The organism is Actinoallomurus acanthiterrae (assembly GCF_054775715.1).
The window spans coordinates 75,416-94,893 of sequence record NZ_BAAHCO010000002.1 but is presented as its reverse complement, the minus strand read 5'-3'; the positions used below and the strand labels follow the sequence as shown (position 1 = coordinate 94,893).

21 protein-coding genes and 3 pseudogenes are annotated in these 19,478 nt (G+C 50.5%); 1 reads left to right on the top strand and 23 read right to left on the bottom strand.

Translation table 11 applies throughout. From position 1 onward, the window contains the following. Positions 1 to 80: 80 nt before the first annotated feature. From ACYVF7_RS60120 to ACYVF7_RS60050, 15 genes and pseudogenes are all read right to left on the bottom strand, one after another. A complete protein-coding gene (locus tag ACYVF7_RS60120; protein ID WP_460358910.1) occupies positions 81 to 674 on the bottom strand; it encodes a glucosamine-6-phosphate deaminase in 594 nt (197 codons plus the stop codon). A 14-nt stretch (positions 675 to 688) separates the two neighbouring features. Next, a complete protein-coding gene (locus ACYVF7_RS60115) occupies positions 689 to 925 on the bottom strand; it encodes a hypothetical protein (RefSeq protein WP_460358908.1) in 237 nt (78 codons plus the stop codon). After that, positions 882 to 1,886, bottom strand: coding sequence for an alpha/beta hydrolase-fold protein (locus ACYVF7_RS60110; RefSeq protein WP_460358949.1), 1,005 nt, complete (start codon positions 1,884 to 1,886; stop codon positions 882 to 884). Before ACYVF7_RS60110 ends, ACYVF7_RS60115 begins: the two co-directional genes overlap by 44 nt. Beyond that, positions 1,886 to 3,506, bottom strand: a pseudogene (bglH, locus tag ACYVF7_RS60105) (carbohydrate-specific porin BglH). Before bglH ends, ACYVF7_RS60110 begins: the two are co-directional and overlap by 1 nt. A gap of 86 nt (positions 3,507 to 3,592) precedes the next feature. After that, positions 3,593 to 4,987: a 6-phospho-beta-glucosidase BglB gene (bglB, locus tag ACYVF7_RS60100; protein ID WP_460358907.1), complete on the bottom strand. Its 1,395-nt coding sequence runs from the start codon at positions 4,985 to 4,987 to the stop codon at positions 3,593 to 3,595. Between the two features lie 18 nt (positions 4,988 to 5,005). After that, the gene (locus ACYVF7_RS60095; protein WP_460358906.1) at positions 5,006 to 5,437 is read right to left on the bottom strand and encodes a glucose PTS transporter subunit IIA; all 432 of its coding nucleotides are present in this window, start codon (positions 5,435 to 5,437) and stop codon (positions 5,006 to 5,008) included. A 514-nt stretch (positions 5,438 to 5,951) separates the two neighbouring features. After that, positions 5,952 to 6,431 (bottom strand): PTS transporter subunit EIIC, encoded by a 480-nt coding sequence (locus ACYVF7_RS60090; protein WP_460358904.1) that lies wholly within the window; start codon positions 6,429 to 6,431, stop codon positions 5,952 to 5,954. Between the two features lie 4 nt (positions 6,432 to 6,435). Further along, positions 6,436 to 6,882, bottom strand: a complete 447-nt coding sequence (locus ACYVF7_RS60085; RefSeq protein ID WP_460358902.1) for a glucose PTS transporter subunit EIIB — start codon at positions 6,880 to 6,882, stop codon at positions 6,436 to 6,438. 118 nt (positions 6,883 to 7,000) lie between these two features. Next, positions 7,001 to 7,627 (bottom strand): transcriptional antiterminator BglG, encoded by a 627-nt coding sequence (bglG, locus tag ACYVF7_RS60080; protein WP_460358900.1) that lies wholly within the window; start codon positions 7,625 to 7,627, stop codon positions 7,001 to 7,003. An 87-nt stretch (positions 7,628 to 7,714) separates the two neighbouring features. Further along, positions 7,715 to 7,852, bottom strand: coding sequence for a CAT RNA binding domain-containing protein (locus ACYVF7_RS60075; protein WP_460358898.1), 138 nt, complete (start codon positions 7,850 to 7,852; stop codon positions 7,715 to 7,717). Between the two features lie 295 nt (positions 7,853 to 8,147). Further along, complete coding sequence (phoU, locus tag ACYVF7_RS60070) at positions 8,148 to 8,864, bottom strand: phosphate signaling complex protein PhoU (RefSeq protein ID WP_460358896.1); 717 nt, start codon at positions 8,862 to 8,864, stop codon at positions 8,148 to 8,150. Between the two features lie 14 nt (positions 8,865 to 8,878). Next, positions 8,879 to 9,644 (bottom strand): annotated as a pseudogene (gene pstB / locus ACYVF7_RS60065) (phosphate ABC transporter ATP-binding protein PstB). Positions 9,645 to 9,740: 96 nt separating this feature from the next. Then, on the bottom strand, positions 9,741 to 10,190 hold the full coding sequence (locus ACYVF7_RS60060) for an ABC transporter permease subunit (RefSeq protein WP_460358947.1): 450 nt from the start codon (positions 10,188 to 10,190) through the stop codon (positions 9,741 to 9,743). Continuing rightward, complete coding sequence (locus tag ACYVF7_RS60055; protein WP_460358894.1) at positions 10,160 to 10,624, bottom strand: ABC transporter permease subunit; 465 nt, start codon at positions 10,622 to 10,624, stop codon at positions 10,160 to 10,162. The genes ACYVF7_RS60060 and ACYVF7_RS60055 overlap by 31 nt, the downstream gene beginning before the upstream one ends. A 103-nt stretch (positions 10,625 to 10,727) precedes the next feature. After that, entirely contained in the window at positions 10,728 to 11,051 is a 324-nt protein-coding gene (locus ACYVF7_RS60050; protein ID WP_460358945.1) for an ABC transporter permease subunit, read from the bottom strand. Between ACYVF7_RS60050 and ACYVF7_RS60045 the strand changes: the two genes are divergently transcribed. After that, positions 11,050 to 11,499, top strand: coding sequence for a hypothetical protein (locus ACYVF7_RS60045; RefSeq protein ID WP_460358893.1), 450 nt, complete (start codon positions 11,050 to 11,052; stop codon positions 11,497 to 11,499). The genes ACYVF7_RS60050 and ACYVF7_RS60045 overlap by 2 nt on opposite strands. Before the next feature lie 176 nt (positions 11,500 to 11,675). On the opposite strand, the gene pstS is transcribed toward ACYVF7_RS60045, so the two are convergent. The 8 genes and pseudogenes from pstS to atpG form a co-directional block, all read right to left on the bottom strand. After that, on the bottom strand, positions 11,676 to 12,707 hold the full coding sequence (pstS, locus tag ACYVF7_RS60040) for a phosphate ABC transporter substrate-binding protein PstS (RefSeq protein ID WP_001381562.1): 1,032 nt from the start codon (positions 12,705 to 12,707) through the stop codon (positions 11,676 to 11,678). A 322-nt stretch (positions 12,708 to 13,029) separates the two neighbouring features. Next, a complete protein-coding gene (locus tag ACYVF7_RS60035; RefSeq protein ID WP_460358892.1) occupies positions 13,030 to 13,662 on the bottom strand; it encodes an SIS domain-containing protein in 633 nt (210 codons plus the stop codon). Next, entirely contained in the window at positions 13,649 to 14,323 is a 675-nt protein-coding gene (locus ACYVF7_RS60030; RefSeq protein WP_460358890.1) for an SIS domain-containing protein, read from the bottom strand. Before ACYVF7_RS60030 ends, ACYVF7_RS60035 begins: the two co-directional genes overlap by 14 nt. 7 nt (positions 14,324 to 14,330) lie before the next feature. Beyond that, positions 14,331 to 14,861, bottom strand: coding sequence for a class II glutamine amidotransferase (locus ACYVF7_RS60025; protein WP_460358889.1), 531 nt, complete (start codon positions 14,859 to 14,861; stop codon positions 14,331 to 14,333). 161 nt (positions 14,862 to 15,022) lie between these two features. Beyond that, the gene (gene glmU / locus ACYVF7_RS60020; RefSeq protein ID WP_000933736.1) at positions 15,023 to 16,393 is read right to left on the bottom strand and encodes a bifunctional UDP-N-acetylglucosamine diphosphorylase/glucosamine-1-phosphate N-acetyltransferase GlmU; all 1,371 of its coding nucleotides are present in this window, start codon (positions 16,391 to 16,393) and stop codon (positions 15,023 to 15,025) included. Between the two features lie 353 nt (positions 16,394 to 16,746). After that, a complete protein-coding gene (locus ACYVF7_RS60015; RefSeq protein WP_001303734.1) occupies positions 16,747 to 17,160 on the bottom strand; it encodes a F0F1 ATP synthase subunit epsilon in 414 nt (137 codons plus the stop codon). Between the two features lie 26 nt (positions 17,161 to 17,186). Further along, a pseudogene (atpD, locus tag ACYVF7_RS60010) lies at positions 17,187 to 18,568 on the bottom strand (F0F1 ATP synthase subunit beta). Positions 18,569 to 18,594: 26 nt separating this feature from the next. Beyond that, positions 18,595 to 19,458, bottom strand: coding sequence for a F0F1 ATP synthase subunit gamma (gene atpG, locus ACYVF7_RS60005; protein ID WP_000896498.1), 864 nt, complete (start codon positions 19,456 to 19,458; stop codon positions 18,595 to 18,597). Positions 19,459 to 19,478 lie beyond the last annotated feature (20 nt).

Sequence of the window (19,478 nt, the reverse complement as noted above, 5' to 3'; positions counted from 1 at the left end):
GCGAAGGATGCAGCTGCAACACGGAAGCAGGAACATCTTCGGTAACCGGACCTTGCAGAACATTTTTCAGTGCCTGCGCTTTACCCTGCGCCACTGACAATTATCAGCAAGTTTTTCGCCGCCATGATGCTTTTCGGCCCCATCGTCACGTAGCTGTCAGGCACTAATGAAAAGTCGCCGCCCAACTCGCCATGCGCCACAATATCAACCATCTCTCCCTGGATCGGGAACTCCACGGTTTGCTCATGGAAATGGGTCGTATTTGGCAAATTGCCACAAAAATGACCATCTACACCTAATCCCAACACCACCAAATCCAGGCCGCCTTCACGCGCCAGTTTCTGATCATGCTCGCGGTAGTTATCAATAGTGAGCTTCTGGATATCTCTTCTTTGATCCCCTGCAGGGGTGAAAAACAGATTACGCAGATTGGTAATCGTTACGCCTTCTCCCTCTTTGCCGCGAAATGGAATTTCATCGAAATTGTAGAAATAGCAGTTATCGTACCAGGGCTTACCTTTAACCAGAGTGATGAGATATTCGTACATGCCTTTGGGCGTGCTACCGGCGGTAATTGCCAGGTTAACGCGACGCGTCTTCGACATATAACCAAGCAGATGATGTGCCGCGACACGGCTCATTTCCTGGTAATCTTCGGTAATGATTAATTTCATCTTAATGCCTTATTTTATTTAAATAATTTCTGTACGAAGGCTGCATAGGCAGGCCGCCAGACATCCATTTCATGGTTCAGACCCGGATATTCCTGGTAATCAAACTTAATTTTTTTCTGCTCAAGCTCAGTTTTCAGCCCGGCGATATCCTTGCCGGTTACGACATCTTTATCGCCCACGACCACAGTAAAATTACGTAGTTGCTGGTTAATAGCTGCCGGATCGTTCAGCCGGGCCGCGACACCCTTCATCCGGTACGGTTGTCGTGGTAACACCACTGAATGTGGCCAGCCAGCCAAAGCTTTCCAGATGATTCATTCCCGAAACCAGTGCCTGATACCCGCCTTGTGAAAGCCCTGCCAGCGCGCGACCATCGGCATCTTTACGGACATTAAAACGCTTGCTAATCAGCGGGATAATATCGTTCATCAGTTCGCGATCTGCCGCTTTAGCATTTAACGGATAAAAGACTTTACGTCTCTCCTGAGGAACGAAATCTTCGGGAATAATGCCCTTCGCATCGGTTTCGGTATCCGGGATCACCACCAGCATCGGTTTAATTTTCCCTTCAGCCAGCAGGTTATCCATGATTTGCGGGATACGCCCCTGATCAATAGCGGAACGTCCGGTATCACCAAAGCCGTGATAGAAATAGAGCACTGGCAAAGGCTCGCCTATGCCGGTGTATCCTGGCGGGGTCCAGACATACATCTGACGTTCGGATTGCAATGCGTTGGAGTGGTAAGTTATGGCGATCAAATCACCATGCACAACAGAACGTGTATCCAGATAACTGCCCGGTACCAGAATCATACTGGAGTTAACCTGGCGCTGAGGCTTAGTCATTGCGGTGCCTGTATCAATGCTGCGTACACCATCAACATTGAAAAAATACTCGTACAGGTTGCCTTTCAGAACAGGCGTGCGCCACGACCAGACTCCCGCTTCATCTTTGGTCATCGGGTGAATATTGTCCGGAACCGGAACACCCACCACTACGGAGACATTTTTTGCCCCAGGGGCAAAGTAGCGAAAGGTCACGCTGTTATCGGTATTGACCTGAGTCACATACTGTTTCACCGGAATAGTGGGTGCCGGGCTGGCTGGCATATCCGCTGCTATGGCCCATTGAGCAGAAATACCGCTGGCAATAGCCAGCGTTAAAGCAGCAATTTTTATATTCATCGTAATATTCCTTTTATTAAGTTCCATTACCACCAGATTTCAGCCTGGGCACCGACAGCAAACTGGTCGTCTTTATTGTCTTCAAAGGTGAAGCCATCCAGTTCGTTTTCCAGAGCTTTGATATACGTAGCGTAGAAACGAATTTCCGGGCGCGAGGTCAACATACTGGTATTGACTTTAAAGGTATGGAAGAGCGTGGTTTTATAACCAGACTCATTATATTTATTGCTATTCGCATCTTTGTTTTGCTGGGTGAAATAGCCCAGTTCAACACCTGTCTGGTTATATTGGTCCCAAATATAGGCCGGGCGAACAACCGCACGAATAGATTCGAAATCAGAATGTGCGCCTGTTTCGTAGCTATAAATATCGTTACCGAAGGAGTAAACAATCGCGTTAGCCACAATAAAATGATCGCCGATATAAGCTTCGCCCTGCGAAGTCAGACGAACTGCAGTTCCGCCTGTGTGATCACCATAATAACGACCATTAAAGGTAGTAAATGGACTTGCACCAGCATAACGACCAAAGTTACTGGCGATAGAGTTATTCGCAACCAGGAAGGAGAATTCGTTGAAGCCACCCTTTATCAAATTTCTGCGTTAAAGATGTACCAAACATCCAGGTATCTTTCCAGTCATAATACCCGTTATTATCCTGATTATCTTTTTCCGATGCGCTTTCATTTGCTGAGACATAACGACCGCTCACCATTAAGGTGGCTTTATCCCATAACGGGATATCTTTATAGCGTAAATCAATGGTATTGGTATTAATCTGCTGTTTGTTTTGCAGGCTGCGATCGTAATCATCGACATCTTCACGAACCAGCGCGATATCAATTTTACCCGGACCGACTTTCCAGTTTTCCAGACCTACACCCTGCGGCAGCATCGGTACGCTGCGTTTTCCAGTCAAGCATCTGGATTTCAATTTTCGGCGCACCGTGTTTACCCACCCAGAAATCAGCCTCTGGCGCAAAGGGCAGGAAACCTTTGGTGGTAACGTACATATCGGAGAACTGCATAAAGTTCTCGCCACCGGCGTTATCGCCAAACCAGCCGGTAGAGTACTGCTGACCCAACGTTACCATCCATCATCACGATGGCATCAACCCGTTTGCCGTTTTCGTTGTAGACACGTTGTTTTAACTGCAAATCAAACCAGCCGGAGTATTCGTTACCAAAGCGGCCCAGAGAACCAATTGCCCATGATTTAGGTGAACCATGAGAGGCTGTCCCCCAACCAGAACGGTAGTAGCCGTTGTAACTAAAGCCGATTTCATCTTTCACAAATTTACTGAAATCTTTCAGAGTCATGGAAGAATAAATCGAGCCTGTCTCACTGGCATTTTTCTCTTCATTTTTAACCAGTACAGCATCAGGCTTTGCGGCACGACTGGTCGGGAACGGATTGGCGGCATACCCTTGATCATTCGTACTTACGCTACGATTCACCGTCGCTGGCGTATACTTTTTCTTCTCTTCATCTTTATACTTTTTTCAGTTCGCTTTGCGTTTCTCTTAACGCCTTTTCTAATAGCTCAAGGCGTTGTTCCACTGTTAATGATTCAGCCAATGATTGTGCGGAAAAGGCTAACGGTGCCATTAATAAGATGGCAGAGGTAATAAGATTTCGTCTAAACATAATATCCCTTTATGGTGCAAAGAAAGAATTAACGCATCGCATCCAGACTGTTCTGAATGCGACGATAATTTAAGGTGCTTTATTGGTTATTTTTTTAATGACAGCCCCCGAGTTTTGATCACTTCTGCATACCATCCGAAGCTTTTCTTGCGCGTTCTTGTGAGGCTTCCTTCACCATTATCATCACGATCCACATAAATAAAGCCGTAGCGCTTAGACATTTGTGAATGAGATGCACTGACTAAATCAATTGGCCCCCAACTGGTGTACCCCATAATATCCACACCATCGGCAATCGCTTCATTTACCTGTACCAGGTGATCGTTTAAATAGGCAATTCGATAATCGTCCTGTATCGAACCATCCGCTTCAACGCTGTCTTTTGCGCCTAATCCGTTCTCGACAATAAATAACGGTTTTTGATAACGATCCCAAAGCGTATTTAACAGAACCCGTAATCCAACCGGATCAATTTGCCACCCCCACTCTGAACTTTTCAGATGCGGATTGGGGATCATATTCAGTATGTTGCCCTGCGCATTTTTATTAATGCTTTCGTCGTGGGAAACACAACCGGTCATGTAATAACTAAAAGAGATGAAATCTACGGTATGTTTTAAATCTTCTGCGTCACTTTCAGTCATCTCAATGGTGATATTGTGGTCGCGGAAGAAACGCTGCATATAGCCGGGATACTGACCACGCGCCTGAACATCACCAAAGAACATCCAGCGCCGGTTCTCTTCCATGGCCTGCAACATATCCTGTGGCTGGCAGGTGAGGGGGTAAACCAGCCCACCGAGAAGCATATTGCCGATTTTCGCTTCGGGGATCAGGCTATGACAGGCTTTAACTGCCCGCGCACTGGCAACCAGTTGATGATGGATCGCCTGATAAACTTCCGCCTCGCCACTCTCTTCTGCCAGCCCCACGCCCGTGAATGGCGCGTGTAATGACATGTTGATTTCATTAAATGTCAGCCATAACGCAACTTTATGTTGGTAGCGGGTAAAGACCGTGCGTGCGTAATGCTCGAAGTGATCGATGACCGCCCGATTAGCCCAACCGCCGTAGTTTTTCACCAGCCCATATGGCATTTCGTAATGGGATAACGTTACCAGCGGCTTGATCCCCGCCTGCGCCATTTCATCAAACAGCCGCTCGTAAAACGCTAACCCCGCTTCATTCGGTTCGGCTTCGTCGCCCTGAGGGAAAATTCGCGCCCAGGCAATGGAAATACGCAGACAGGTGAAGCCCATCTCGGCAAATAACGCGATATCTTCCGGGTAACGGTGATAAAAATCGATGGCGACATCTTTGATATTCTCTTTCCCCAGGATGCGCGGTTCCATTTTTCCCATTACGCCATGAGGCTGTAAATCTGAGGTCGAGATCCCTTTGCCATCTTCCTGCCAGGCACCTTCCACCTGATTGGCAGCTGTTGCGCCACCCCAAAGAAATGTTTCTGGAAATGCTTTCATAATTAACTCCTTTTATCGTTAGCGAATGATGGATAACAGCGGCTCACCAGCGTTTATCTGCGCCGTGCCGTGGGGTAATACGTCCGTAAAATCATCGCTATTACTGATTAATACCGGCGTCGTCAGATCAAATCCGGCCTCGCGAATAGCAGGGATATCAAAAGAAATCAGCCGATCGCCTGTATTGACCTTGTCACCCACGTTGACGTGAGCGGAAAAGAATTTGCCGTCCAGTTTTACGGTGTCGATACCGACATGAATCAGGATCTCCACACCATCATCTGACTCAATGCCAATGGCGTGTAATGTGGCGAACAACGAAGCAATTCGACCCGCAACCGGAGAACGCACTTCACCAACCGAGGGCAGAATGGCAATACCTTTACCCAACAGGCCACTGGCAAACGTGGTATCAGCGACGTGAATGAGCGGCACAATCTCTCCCGTCATCGGTGAACAGATACCGCCCTGCTCAGGTGTAATAACCTCTGGTGTTTCTCTTGCTGGGGCACCTGCGCTGGCTGACGTTTAGCGGTGATGAAATGAAGCATCACCGTACCGACAAATGCGCAACCGATGGCAATGACACCGCCAATAACGCTGGCCCATACGGTGAAATCAATTCCCCGTTGACGGGATGGTTTGCATGAAGGTGAAAATACCTGGCAAACCAAAGGAGTAAACTTTCGTTTGCGCGTAGCCAATGATGGTGGCCCCCAAAGCCCCACTGATGCAGGCGATAACGAAAGGGGTACTTACGCGGCAGATTGACGCCATATACCGCTGGTTCGGTGATACCAAACAGACCGTCAACGCCGCTGATCCCGCCACCACTTTTTTCTGCGCATCGCGTTCGCAGAGGAAGACGCCGAGCGCCGCCCCGACTGCGCCATAATGGCGGGCATTAACAGCGGGATCATGGTGTCGTAGCCCAGCACGGTGAAGTTATTGATAATTACAGGTATCAAAGCCCCAGTGCAGTCCGAACATCACGAAAGATTTGCCAGAAGCCGCCCATTACCGCGCCTGCAAATGCAGGAACCGCCTGATAAAGCCAGAGATAACCGGCGGCAATCAGTTCGCTTATCCAGGTTGATAGCGGCCCCACCAGCAGAAAGGTGACGGGTGTGATGACCATCAGACATAGCAAGGGTGTGAAGAAATTTTTGATTGCCGAAGGTAACCACGCATTAAGTCGGCGTTCCAGAATGCTGCACAACCAGGCAGAAAAAATAATGGGAATAACCGATGACGAGTAATTCAACAATGTGACCGGAATACCCAGGAAATCCAGCCCCAGCGCATCCGCTTTTTGCCCGTTCTCGAAAGCAGTCAGAATTAATGGATGCACTAACGCTCCGCCAATCACCATGGCAGTAAATGGATTACCGCCGAAGCGTTTCCCCGCGGTGTATCCCAGGATTATCGGGAAGAACCAAAACAAGGCATCACTGGCGCTGAAATAAAATTAAATAAGTACCACTTTGTTCGGTCGTCCACTGAAAAGTGAGTGCCAGAGCCAGCATACCTTTCAGGATCCCGGTTGCCGCCATCAAACCGATCAGAGGCGTAAAAATACCTGAAATAACATAAACAAAGCGGTTTAACAGATTACCTTTATCATCATTTTCCGGTGCCTGTTGCGCTTTTTCGCCAAGGCCTGCCACGCTGTTAACCGCCAGGAAGACATCGGCCACATGGTTACCTATGACAACCTGAAACTGGCCACCGCTTTCCACCACCATAATAATACCGGGGGTCTTTTTCAGTACCTCAGCTTGCGCTTTGCTTTCATCCTTTAACTTAAAACGTAATCGCGTTGCGCAATGCATCAGACTCACAATGTTATCTGCGCCCCCGACTCCTGCGACTATTGTTCTGGCTAACTCCGTCATAACTTGCCCTCTACCGCTTTGCGGCAAAACTCCAAAAAAAACCTGAAAAAAACGGCCTGACGTGAATCAAGCAATTTTTTTCAGGTTTTGCCCGCTTAGTGCGGTAACAATCCTTTACTCAGTAATAATATTTCAGTGTTCTTTGCGCACGCGCTCTATATTTATGGCTAAAAACATAATCTCTGCAGGGTGAAATTTTACGTTGATACTGCAAACCAATAAAAATGGCGATCCGTTCCGCACATTGCCATGCTTGCGGGTAATTTTGCTTTACTGCTTGTTGTAATGATTCATCACTATCGTTAATCGATGCATGTTCAAGAATACGCCAGGATAAAAATTTCAGATGCGTAACCAGTCGCTGATAACTCAAGCTTTCTTCCTGGTAATTAAGGCTGAACTGAAATTTTATTAATTGCAGCATTTCGCGCATTAATTGCGTGACACCTGCAACATCCTCCATATTTCCGCTCATTTGGGCACTGACCAGATGCATGGCAATAAAGCCCACTTCATCTTTCGGTAACTGCACGCCCAACCGTTTATCAATAATGGTTAACGCTTCTTCCCCTAGCTGGAACTCTTTCGGGTAAAGCCGCTGGATATCCCACAGCAGCGGGTTGGGCAGCAGCACGTTTTGCTGAAAGCGTTTAATCGCAAACTGGCAATGGTCAGTTAGCGAGATATAAATACTGTCCTGCAACTTTTCCCAGACGCTCCTGCGCCAGAGAGATAATACGATCACAGGTTGCCATCACCTCAAGAGGCATATGACTTAAGAGTTCGCTTAATCGCCCGTTCAGTTCATGACTGCTCAAGGCATACTCTTTTTCTATTCCACTTGAGTTAATTCTTTCGCCAGGCGTTTTTGAAAGCCAATTCCGCGCCCCATGACGACTTTTTCCCGCTGTTGATCATCAATAACCACCACAACATTATTGTTGAGAATTTTGGTGATTTGCATGTTCATAGCAAGGACCTTTTTTATAAACAAAAAAACCCGACTTCACCAGTATTCTCTGGTTATGTCAGGTTTTGCCTGCGAATGCAGTAACAATCCAGTCATTAATTAATGGTTTTTATAACGAACATCCAGGTTCGAAAATTAATTTAGTTGCGTGCAGAAAAAATAGCAATGCTCTATTTATAAAAGTATGACCATGCTCGCAGTTATTAATTTTGTGTAATTTTAGGATTTTATAAAGTTATATATAACAAATCCCAATAATTAAATTATTGGGATTTGCTTGGTGAATTATTTATCGCTATCTTTTTCCCGCCAGCAGTTTATCCAGCTCATCACCGCCGACATGACGGAAATCCTGCCCCTTCACGTAGTAGAAGATAAACTCACAAATATTCTGGCAGCGGTCGCCAATACGTTCGATAGAACGCGCACAGAACAGCGCGGTAAGTACGCTCGGAATGGTACGCGAATCTTCCATCATGTAGGTCATCAGTTGACGAACAATACCTTCGTACTCCTGATCGACTTTTTTATCTTCACGATAAATACGTACCGCTTCGTCAATGTCCATCCGCGCGAACGCGTCCAGCACGTCGTGCAGCATCTGGATGGTATGACGGCCCAGCGACTCCAGACTTACCAGCAACGGCTGATGCTGCTGGGAGAATTTCTCCAGCGCAGTACGGCAGATTTTGTCCGCCACGTCGCCAATACGCTCCAGCTCGGCAATGGTTTTACTGATCACCATAACCAGACGCAGGTCGCTCGCCGTCGGCTGACGTTTGGCGATAATGCGCACGCAGGCTTCATCGATCGCCACTTCCATCATGTTGACGTTCTTGTCGCCTTCGATGACGCGCTTCGCCAGATCGCTGTCCTGGTTATGCATCGCGGTGATTGCATCAGAAAGCTGCTGCTCCACCATGCCGCCCATGGTCATCACCTGCGTGCGGATGCTTTCCAGTTCGGCGTTGAACTGGCCGGAAATATGTTTATTAAGATTGAGACTGTCCATAACGCACTCCTGAATCAACCGTAACGACCGGTGATGTAGTCTTCTGTTTGTTTCTTCGCTGGCTTGGTGAACAGATCGTCCGTGTTGCTGAACTCAATCAATTCGCCCAGGTACATAAACGCCGTGTGGTCGGAACAACGCGCAGCCTGCTGCATGTTGTGGGTGACGATCACCACGGTGTAATCCTGCTTCAGTTCGGTGATCAGCTCTTCAATACGCCCGGTAGAGATAGGGTCGAGCGCCGAACACGGTTCGTCGAGCAGCAGCACTTCCGGGCGAATGGCGATACCACGCGCAATACACAGACGCTGTTGCTGACCACCAGAGAGAGTAACCGCTCTGGTGCAATTTATCTTTGGTTTCGTTCCACAATGCGGCTTTGGTCAATGCCCACTGCACGCGCTCGTCCATGTCGGCACGGGAGAGCTTCTCAAACAGACGCACGCCAAAAGCGATGTTGTCGTAGATGGACATCGGGAACGGCGTCGGTTTCTGGAACACCATGCCCACTTTCGCACGCAGCAGGGCGATATCCTGAGAGTTGGTCAGGATGTTGTCGCCATCAAGCAGAATTTCACCTTCCGCACGCTGCTCCGGGTACAGTTCAAACATTTTGTTGAAGGTACGCAGCAGCGTCGATTTACCGCAGCCGGACGGCCCGATAAACGCCGTTACCTGGTTTTTGGCGATATCCAGGTTGATGTTTTTCAGGGCATGGAATTTGCCGTAGTAGAAGTTCAAATTACGAACCTGAATTTTACTCGGGGCAGTTTCAACCATACTCATTGCAATCTTTTCCTCATCGTGCCTGATGCACTTCGCTAATCAGGCTTACCGTAGGCCGGATCAGGCGTTCACGCCGCATCCAGCAAAGTGTTAACCGTGTTTATTCTTCGCAAAAACAACGCGCGCCAGAATGTTCAGCAGCAGTACGCACAGGGTAATGATCAATACCCCGGCCCAGGCCAGTTGCTGCCATTCCGCAAACGGGCTCATCGCAAACTTAAAGATCGTCACCGGCAGGTTGGCGATCGGCTGCATCATGTCCGTGCTCCAGAACTGGTTGGAGAGCGCGGTAAACAGCAGCGGCGCGGTTTCACCAGCAATACGGGCAATCGCCAGCAGGATACCGGTCATGATCCCGGACACCGACGCTTTCAGCGTAATCGCGGAGATCATCTTCCACTTCGGCGTACCCAGCGCATAAGCCGCTTCACGCAGGCTGTCCGGCACCAGTTTCAGCATGTTCTCGGTGGTGCGGATAACAATCGGCACCTGCAACAGCGCCAGCGCAATCACGCCCGCCCAGCCGGAGAAGTGCTCCATCTGCGCCACCACGATGGTGTAAACAAAAGACCAACCACAATCGACGGCGCAGAGAGCAGAATGTCGTTAATGAAGCGAATCACTTCTGCCAGCCAGGATTTACGACCATATTCAGCCAGATAAATCCCCGCCATAATGCCCAGCGGCGTACCGAATACCGTGGCCCACAAAATTAACAGCCCGCTACCCGCCAGGGCGTTCGCCAGACCACCGCCTTCCGTATTGGGCGGCGGCGTCATTTCAGTGAACAGCGCCAGCGACATACCGTCGATACCGCGAGTGATGGTGGACATTAAAATCCAGATCAGCCAGAACAGACCGAAGGCCATCGTCGCCATCGAGAGCGTCAGCGCAATACGGTTTTTGAGGCGGCGACGCGCCTGCATTTTGCGGCGGGATTCAGCCAGCGCCGCAGTGGTTTGCATTTCAACCATAGCCATTAGCGTGCCCCCTCATTCTTAGCCAGGCGCATAATCATAAACTTCGATGCGGCGAGGACGATGAAGGTAATCACAAACAGGATCAGGCCCAGTTCCATCAGTGCGGCAACGTGCAGACCGGATCCGCTTCCGCAAATTCGTTCGCCAGCGCAGAGGTGATACTGTTGCCCGGCATATACAGCGAGGCGCTGTCGAGCTGGTAGGTGTTACCGATGATAAAGGTCACCGCCATGGTTTCACCGAGCGCGCGGCCCAGCCCCAGCATGATGCCGCCGATAACACCATTTTTGGTGAACGGAAGAACGATACGCCAGATAACTTCCCAGGTGGTGCAGCCAATACCGTAGGCCGACTCTTTCATCATCACCGGGGTTTGTTCGAACACATCGCGCATTACCGCCGCAATGTACGGAATAATCATGATGGCGAGGATCACGCCTGCCGCGAGGATACCGATACCAAAGGCCGGGGCCAGAGAACAGCGCGCCAACAATCGGGATATTCGACATGATATTGCCGACCGGCTCCTGGAAGTAAACGGCGAACAGCGGCGCAAAGATAAACAGGCCCCACATGCCGTAAACGATACTTGGAATGGCTGCCAGCAGCTCAATGGCGATACCCAGCGGGCGTTTCAGCCAGCCAGGCGCAAGCTCGGTCAGGAACAGGGCGATACCGAAACTCACCGGGACGGCGATCAGCAGCGCGATAAACGAGGTCACCAGCGTACCGTAGATCGGCACCAGCGCCCCGTAGATATCGTTCGGCGCATCCCACTCTTTGGTCCACAGGAAAGCCAGACCAAATTTCTGAATGCTCGGCCAGGAGGAGATGATCAGAGAGACAATAATGCCACCCAACATCAATAGCACAATCAGCGCCGCCAGTTTTACCAGCACGCTGAAAATTATGTCGCCCTTTTTACCCGGTGGGTTAAAAGCAGGCTTGGTTGCAGCCATAAGTTACTCTTCAGTTAAACGCGTTTACAAAGTCATTTTGTAATGCCGGATGCGGCGTAAAACACCGTACCCGGCCTGGAGTTTTATTAGTACAGCGGCTTGCCGCTACTGTCTTTAATATTGGTCTTCCACGCAGCGCGAACCTGTTCAACTACGCTATCCGGCAGGCTGGCGTAATCCAGGTCGTTCGCCTGTTTAGCCCCGGTTTTGTATGCCCAGTCGAAGAACTTCAGCACTTCTGTGCCTTGTTCTGGTTTCTTCTGATCTTTGTGGATCAGAATGAACGTGGTAGAGGTAATAGGCCATGCATCTTCGCCTTTCTGGTTGGTCAGATCCTGAGCGAAGGTTTTGCTCCAGTCTGCGCCTTTTGCTGCATTAGCGAAGTTTTCTTCGGTCGGACTAACCGGTTTACCATCAGCGGAGATCAGTTTGGTGTACGCCAGGTTGTTCTGCTTCGCGTAAGCATATTCAACGTAACCAATTGCACCCGGCAGACGCTGAACGAACGCGGCGATACCGTCGTTACCTTTACCGCCCAGACCGATCGGCCATTTTACGGTAGAGCCAGTACCAACGTTGTTTTTCCACTCTTCGTTCACTTTCGCCAGGTAGCTGGTGAAGACGAAGGAAGTCCCGGAGCCATCTGCGCGGCGTACTACAGCAATGTTCTGTGAAGGCAGTTTCAGACCCGGATTCAGTTTGGCGATGGCTTCATCATCCCACTTCTTGATTTTGCCCAGGTAGATGTCGCCGAGGGTTTTACCATCCAGCACCAGTTCGCCAGACTTCAGCCCTGGAATGTTAACCGCCAGCACCACGCCGCCAATCACGGTCGGGAACTGGAACAGACCTTCCTGAGCCAGTTTTTCGTCAGACAGCGGCGCGTCAGAGGCACCAAAATCAACGGTATTAGCGATAATCTGTTTTACGCCACCGGAAGAACCGATACCCTGGTAGTTAACTTTATTACCGGTTTCTTTCTGGTAAGTGTCAGCCCATTTGGCATACACCGGCGCAGGGAAGGTTGCACCTGCACCTGTCAGGCTTGCTTCTGCAAACACAGAGAAAGCGCTCATCGATAAGGTCGCGGCGACAACAGTTGCGACGGTGGTACGCATAACTTTCATAATGTCTCCTGGGAGGATTCATAAAGCATTGTTTGTTGGCTACGAGAAGCAAAATAGGACAAACAGGTGACAGTTATATGTAAGGTTTATGACAGTTTTATGACAGAGAGAGAAGTCTTCAGTCTGATTTAAATAAGCGTTGATATTCAGTTAATTACAAATATTAATAACGAAGAGATGACAGAAAAATTTTCATTCTGTGTCAGAGAAAAAGTAGCCGAAGATGACGGTTTGTCACATGGAGTTGGCAGGATGTTTGATTAAAAACATAACAGGAAGAAAAATGCCCCTGCTTACGCAGGGCATCCATTTATTACTCAACCGTAACCGATTTTGCCAGGTTACGCGGCTGGTCAACGTCGGTGCCTTTGATCAGCGCGACGTGGTAAGCCAGCAGCTGCAGCGGAACGGTGTAGAAGATCGGTGCAATCACCTCTTCCACATGCGGCATCTCGATGATGTGCATGTTATCGCTACTTACAAAACCCGCATCCTGATCGGCGAAGACATACAACTGACCGCCACGCGCGCGAACTTCTTCAATGTTGGATTTCAGTTTTTCCAGCAATTCGTTGTTCGGTGCAACGACGATAACCGGCATATCGGCATCAATCAGCGCCAGCGGACCGTGTTTCAGTTCGCCTGCAGCGTAGGCTTCAGCGTGAATGTAAGAGATCTCTTTCAGCTTCAATGCGCCTTCCAGCGCGATTGGGTACTGATCGCCACGGCCCAGGAACAGCGCGTGATGTTTGTCAGAGAAATCTTCTGCCAGCGCTTCAATGCGTTTGTCCTGAGACAGCATCTGCTCAATACGGCTCGGCAGCGCCTGCAGACCATGCACGATGTCATGTTCAATGGAGGCATCCAGACCTTTCAGGCGAGACAGCTTCGCCACCAGCATCAACAGCACAGTTAACTGAGTGGTGAATGCTTTAGTGGATGCCACGCCAATTTCCGTACCCGGCGTTGGTCATCAGCGCCAGATCGGATTCGCGCACCAGAGAAGAACCCGGAACGTTACAGATTGCCAGCGAACCAAGGTAACCCAGCTCTTTCGACAGACGCAGGCCCGCCAGGGTATCCGCGGTTTCGCCAGACTGTGACAAGGTGATCATCAGGCTGTTACGACGCACGGCAGATTTGCGATAGCGGAATTCAGAGGCGATTTCGACGTCGCACGGAATACCTGCCAGCGATTCAAACCAGTAGCGGGAAACCATACCGGAGTTATAAGAAGTACCACAGGCGAGGATCTGAATATGCTCAACCTTCGACAGCAGTTCGTCGGCGTTCGGTCCCAGCTCGCTTAAATCAACCTGACCGTGGCTGATGCGCCCGGTAAGGGTGTTTTTGATCGCGTTCGGCTGTTCGTAGATCTCTTTCTGCATGTAGTGACGGTAAATACCTTTATCGCCCGCGTCATATTGCAGATTGGATTCGATATCCTGACGTTTTACTTCCGCGCCAGTTTTATCGAAGATGTTTACCGAACGGCGAGTGATTTCCGCAATATCGCCCTCTTCAAGGAAGATAAAGCGACGGGTCACTGGCAACAGCGCCAGCTGGTCAGAAGCGATAAAGTTTTCGCCCATACCCAGGCCAATCACCAGCGGACTACCAGAACGTGCCGCCAGCAGGGTATCCGGGATGACGGGAGTCCATGATCACTGTACCGTACGCACCACGCAGTTGCGGGATAGCACGCAGAACTGCCTCACGCAGAGTACCGCCTTGTTTCAGCTCCCAGTTCACCAAATGTGCAATCACTTCGGTGTCGGTTTCAGAAACGAAGGTATAGCCACGCGCTTTTAACTCTTCACGCAGCGGTTCATGGTTTTCGATGATGCCGTTATGCACCACCACAATGTGTTCAGAAACATGCGGATGCGCGTTAGCTTCTGAAGGTTCACCGTGGGTCGCCCAGCGAGTATGAGCAATACCGGTGCCGCCATGCAGAGGATGTTCTTCCGCTGCCTGAGCCAGCATCTGGACTTTACCGAGGCGACGCAGGCGGGTCATATGACCTTCTGCATCAACAACGGCCAGACCGGCAGAGTCATATCCGCGGTATTCCAGACGACGTAAACCTTCAAGAAGGATTTCTGCTACATCACGTTGCGCGATCGCGCCAACAATTCCACACATAGTTTTTGATTCCGATTTATATCGTTGTCGGTCAACCTGTATGCCCGTTTTTTCGGGCGCCCCGAGCCTTGTAGAGAGTGGGGTTATTTTTATAGTTACTGCTTGTGGGCGGGAGATTATGTTATCTCCTCATCCCATGTGACCGGATTACCCGGCCAGAATTACTTTTTCTTTACCGGACGACGCCAGCCTTCTTTTTGAGTCTGCGGCACACGGCTGATAGCCAGGGCATTTTCGCCGACATTACGCGTCACAGTTGTACCCGCAGCAATGGTCGCGCCTTTGCCTACTGTTACCGGGGCCACCAGCTGAGTGTCGGAACCGACAAACACATCGTCGCCGATAATGGTCTTAAATTTATTCGCACCATCGTAGTTGCAGGTAATGGTTCCCGCGCCGATGTTAACGTTATCGCCAATTTCCGCATCGCCCAGGTAAGTCAGATGACCAGCTTTCGAGCCTTTACCCAGACGCGCTTTTTTCATCTCAACGAAGTTACCGACGTGTGCACCTTCCAGCAACTCAGCACCAGGACGCAGACGGGCAAACGGGCCAATGGTACAGGCCGCTGCCAGATTCGCATCTTCCACAACGGTATACGGACTGATTTCGCAATCATCGCCAATCACGCTGTTTTTAATCACGCAACCGGTGCCGATTTTCACGCGATGACCGAGAGTCACGTTGCCCTCGATGATAACGTTAGTATCAATTTCAACATCGCGCCCGTGAGTAAGCGTACCGCGCAGATCAAAACGCGCCGGATCGCGCAGCATAACGCCTGCTAACAGCAGTTTTTCAGCCTGTTCGGACTGGTAAACGCGCTCCAGTCGGGAGAGTTGCAGGCGGTTATTCACGCCTTCTACTTCGCTTAAACGTTGCGGATGAACGGCGACGATTTCACGCCCTTCCTGATACGCCAGCGCAATAATGTCGGTGATGTAGTATTCGCCCTGAGCATTATTGTTGGTCAGCTTCGCCAGCCAGCGTTTCATATCTGCGCCGTTGGCAATCAGAATGCCGGTGTTGATCTCCTGAATCTGACGCTGCTCGTCGGTGGCATCTTTGTGCTCAACAATGCCGGTAACTTTGCCGTTTTCACGGGTGATACGTCCATAACCGGTCGGATCATCCAGTTTTACCGTCAGCAGACCAATGCCACCCTGCGGTTTAGCATCACGCAGGCGCTGGAGTGTTTCGACAGAGATCAGCGGCACGTCGCCGTAGAGCATTAAAATGTCTTCATCATCGGCAAAGAAAGGTGCGGCCTGCTGCATCGCATGACCCGTACCCAGCTGCTCTGCCTGAAGCACCCAGTTCAGGTTGTCGTCTTTCAGCGCCTGTTTAAGCAGATCGCCGCCGTGACCGTACACCAGGTGAACGTGCGCTGCGCCTAATTCATTCGCAGCATCAATGACATGCTGAACCATCGCTTTCCCGGCAAGGGTATGCAGCACTTTCGGAAGATCGGAATACATGCGCGTGCCTTTGCCTGCGGCAAGGATCACTACGCTCATAGCATTATTCAACATACGCGTCCTGACTGTAATTTGAGAACGAATTTAAACCGCTTCACCTTGAAAAAACTACATTTTTTTCATCGTGAAATGGACAGAGGATAAATTGTTCAATAACGGATTATCCCCGCTGACGAAAGCGCCATTTTCGACCATCGTCACGCCTTTTGTCTGCAGAAAATTAAGGCAGTACCTTCATTTAAGCGTCAGGTGGATGTTTTTGCTCTTATTTCGATCAATGAATAAACGGGAAAACAGGGGGTGTTTTATATCATCAGGATCTATGTGAACGCTTTTCAGGACGGGTCAATACGCGTAAAAAAAGCCAGCCTGTTGCCAGACTGGCTTTTGTGCTTTTCAAGCCGGTGTTACATCGCTTTTTTGGTCAACTCGATAACGCGCAGCTGCGCGATCGCTTTGGCCAGTTCCGCAGACGCCTGAGCGTAATCTACGTCGCCGTGAGAGCTGCTAATGTGCTCTTCAGCCTTACGTTTCGCTTCCATGGCTCGCGCTTCGTCGAGATCCTGGCCGCGAATTGCGGTGTCGGCCAGAACGGTCACGTTGCCAGGCTGCACTTCAAGAATGCCGCCAGACAGATAGATAAACTCTTCGTGACCGTGCTGTTTCACGATGCGAATCATACCAGGCTTAATGGCGGTGAGCAGCGGTGCGTGGCCAGGGTAGATCCCCAGTTCACCTTCGCTACCCGTTACCTGGATTTTCTCGACCAGACCAGAGAACATTTGTTGCTCTGCGCTGACGACGTCCAGGTGGTAAGTCATTGCCATATCACCCTCCGATTAAGGCGTTAAAGTTTTTTGGCTTTTTCCACAGCTTCTTCGATGGAACCGACCATGTAGAACGCCTGCTCCGGCAGGTGATCGTATTCGCCTTCCATGATGCCTTTAAAGCCACGGATGGTGTCTTTCAGGGAGACGTATTTACCCGGAGAACCGGTGAATACTTCTGCCACGAAGAACGGCTGGGACAGGAAGCGCTGGATCTACGAGCACGCGCTACCACCAGTTTGTCTTCTTCAGACAGTTCATCCATACCCAGGATGGCGATAATGTCTTTCAGTTCCTGATAACGTTGCAGGATGGACTGAACGCCACGCGCGGTGTCGTAGTGTTCCTGACCAACCACCAGCGGGTCCAGCTGACGGCTGGTGGAGTCCAGCGGGTCAACGGCCGGGTAGATACCCAGAGACGCGATCTGACGGCTCAGTACCACGGTTGCGTCAAGGTGCGCAAAGGTGGTTGCCGGAGACGGGTCAGTCAAGTCATCCGCAGGTACGTATACCGCCTGTACGGAGGTGATAGAACCAGTTTTGGTGGAGGTGATACGTTCCTGCAGAACGCCCATCTCTTCCGCCAGGGTCGGCTGATAACCTACCGCTGAAGGCATACGGCCCAGCAGTGCGGATACTTCCGTACCGGCCAGGGTGTAACGATAGATGTTGTCAACGAACAGCAGAACGTCACGACCTTCGTCACGGAATTTCTCAGCCATGGTCAGACCGGTCAGAGCAACGCGCAGACGGTTTCCCGGCGGCTCGTTCATCTGGCCATACACCAGGGATACTTTGTCGATAACGTTGGAGTCGGTCATTTCGTGGTAGAAGTCGTTACCCTCACGAGTACGTTCACCTACGCCCGCAAACACAGAGTAACCGGAGTGCTCGATCGCGATGTTACGAATAAGCTCCATCATGTTTACGGTTTTACCTACACCCGCACCACCGAACAGACCAACTTTACCGCCCTTAGCGAACGGACACATCAGGTCGATAACTTTGATACCGGTTTCCAGCAGTTCCTGAGAGTTTGACAGCTCTTCGTAGGAAGGTGCTGCGCGGTGAATCGCCCAACGCTCTTCTTCACCGATCTCGCCTTTCATGTCGACCGGTTCACCCAGTACGTTCATGATACGGCCCAGAGTCGCTTTACCTACCGGGACTTCGATCGGGTGTTCGAGGTCTTTTACATCCAGACCGCGACGCAGACCGTCGGAGGAACCCATTGCGATGGTACGCACGATACCGCCGCCGAGCTGCTGCTGAACTTCCAGCACCAGACGCTCATTACCATTTTGCACCTCAAGAGCATCGTACACGCGCGGTACGGCATCCTGAGGGAATTCGACGTCAACTACGGCGCCGATTACCTGGACAATCTTTCCAGTAGCCATCTTAAATCCTCTACGAAATAACCTGTTTAAACCGCGGCGGCCCCCGAGACGATCTCGGTGAGTTCCTGAGTAATGCTGGCCTGACGAGCTTTGTTGTATACCAACTGCAGCTCTTTAATCAGGCTGCCGCCATTGTCGGTCGCGGCTTTCATCGCCACCATACGGGCGGCCTGCTCGCTGGCCAGGTTTTCAACCACGCCCTGATAAACCTGAGATTCGACATAACGACGCAGCAGGGTATCCAGCAACGCCTTCGGATCGGGTTCGTACAGGTAATCCCAGGATTTATGTTTCAGATCATCATCATCTGATGCCGGTAACGGCAGCAGCTGGCTGATGGTCGGAACCTGAGACATGGTGTTAATAAATTTGTTGCTGACAATGTAAAGCTTGTCCAGACGGCCTTCGTCGTAGGCCTGCAACATCACTTTTACCGGACCGATCAGTTCGGACAGGGAAGGGTTATCCCCCATGCCGGTGACCTGGGCAACAACATTGCCGCCCACGGAGTTGAAGAACGACACGCCTTTCGAGCCGATCATTGCGAGGTCGCATTGAACGCCTTTGTCGGTCCAGGTCTTCATTTCCGCCAGCAGTTTTTTGAACAGGTTAATGTTCAAACCACCGCACAAACCACGGTCGGTCGACACCACCAGGTAGCCCACGCGTTTAACGTCGCGGTCTTCCAGGTAAGGGTGCTTATATTCCAGATTACCGTGTGCAAGGTGACCAATCACTTTGCGCATGGTTTCTGCATAAGGACGGCTGGCCGCCATGCGATCCTGCGATTTACGCATTTTGGAAGCGGCGACCATCTCCATCGCTTTAGTGATCTTTTGCGTGTTCTGGACGCTTGCGATCTTACTACGTATCTCTTTTGCGCCGGCCATGAGCTTCTCCTCAATGCCTT

What these genes read in the sequence shown, in the direction of transcription:
- bglB (WP_460358907.1), bottom strand. Translation starts at nt 4,987, where the DNA reads ATGAAAGCATTTCCAGAAACATTTCTTTGGGGTGGCGCAACAGCTGCC.
- ACYVF7_RS60025 (WP_460358889.1), bottom strand. Translation starts at nt 14,861, where the DNA reads ATGTGTGGAATTGTTGGCGCGATCGCGCAACGTGATGTAGCAGAAATC.
- ACYVF7_RS60045 (WP_460358893.1), top strand. Translation starts at nt 11,050, where the DNA reads ATGATGGCGAGGATCACGCCTGCCGCGAGGATACCGATACCAAAGGCC.
- ACYVF7_RS60120 (WP_460358910.1), bottom strand. Translation starts at nt 674, where the DNA reads ATGAAATTAATCATTACCGAAGATTACCAGGAAATGAGCCGTGTCGCG.
- ACYVF7_RS60050 (WP_460358945.1), bottom strand. Translation starts at nt 11,051, where the DNA reads ATGATTATTCCGTACATTGCGGCGGTAATGCGCGATGTGTTCGAACAA.
- ACYVF7_RS60075 (WP_460358898.1), bottom strand. Translation starts at nt 7,852, where the DNA reads ATGAACATGCAAATCACCAAAATTCTCAACAATAATGTTGTGGTGGTT.
- ACYVF7_RS60110 (WP_460358949.1), bottom strand. Translation starts at nt 1,886, where the DNA reads ATGGAACTTAATAAAAGGAATATTACGATGAATATAAAAATTGCTGCT.
- ACYVF7_RS60055 (WP_460358894.1), bottom strand. Translation starts at nt 10,624, where the DNA reads ATGGTTGAAATGCAAACCACTGCGGCGCTGGCTGAATCCCGCCGCAAA.
- ACYVF7_RS60095 (WP_460358906.1), bottom strand. Translation starts at nt 5,437, where the DNA reads ATGACGGGAGAGATTGTGCCGCTCATTCACGTCGCTGATACCACGTTT.
- atpG (WP_000896498.1), bottom strand. Translation starts at nt 19,458, where the DNA reads ATGGCCGGCGCAAAAGAGATACGTAGTAAGATCGCAAGCGTCCAGAAC.
- ACYVF7_RS60085 (WP_460358902.1), bottom strand. Translation starts at nt 6,882, where the DNA reads ATGACGGAGTTAGCCAGAACAATAGTCGCAGGAGTCGGGGGCGCAGAT.
- phoU (WP_460358896.1), bottom strand. Translation starts at nt 8,864, where the DNA reads ATGGACAGTCTCAATCTTAATAAACATATTTCCGGCCAGTTCAACGCC.
- ACYVF7_RS60015 (WP_001303734.1), bottom strand. Translation starts at nt 17,160, where the DNA reads ATGACTTACCACCTGGACGTCGTCAGCGCAGAGCAACAAATGTTCTCT.
- ACYVF7_RS60060 (WP_460358947.1), bottom strand. Translation starts at nt 10,190, where the DNA reads ATGGAGCACTTCTCCGGCTGGGCGGGCGTGATTGCGCTGGCGCTGTTG.
- pstS (WP_001381562.1), bottom strand. Translation starts at nt 12,707, where the DNA reads ATGCGTACCACCGTCGCAACTGTTGTCGCCGCGACCTTATCGATGAGC.
- glmU (WP_000933736.1), bottom strand. Translation starts at nt 16,393, where the DNA reads ATGTTGAATAATGCTATGAGCGTAGTGATCCTTGCCGCAGGCAAAGGC.
- ACYVF7_RS60115 (WP_460358908.1), bottom strand. Translation starts at nt 925, where the DNA reads ATGAAGGGTGTCGCGGCCCGGCTGAACGATCCGGCAGCTATTAACCAG.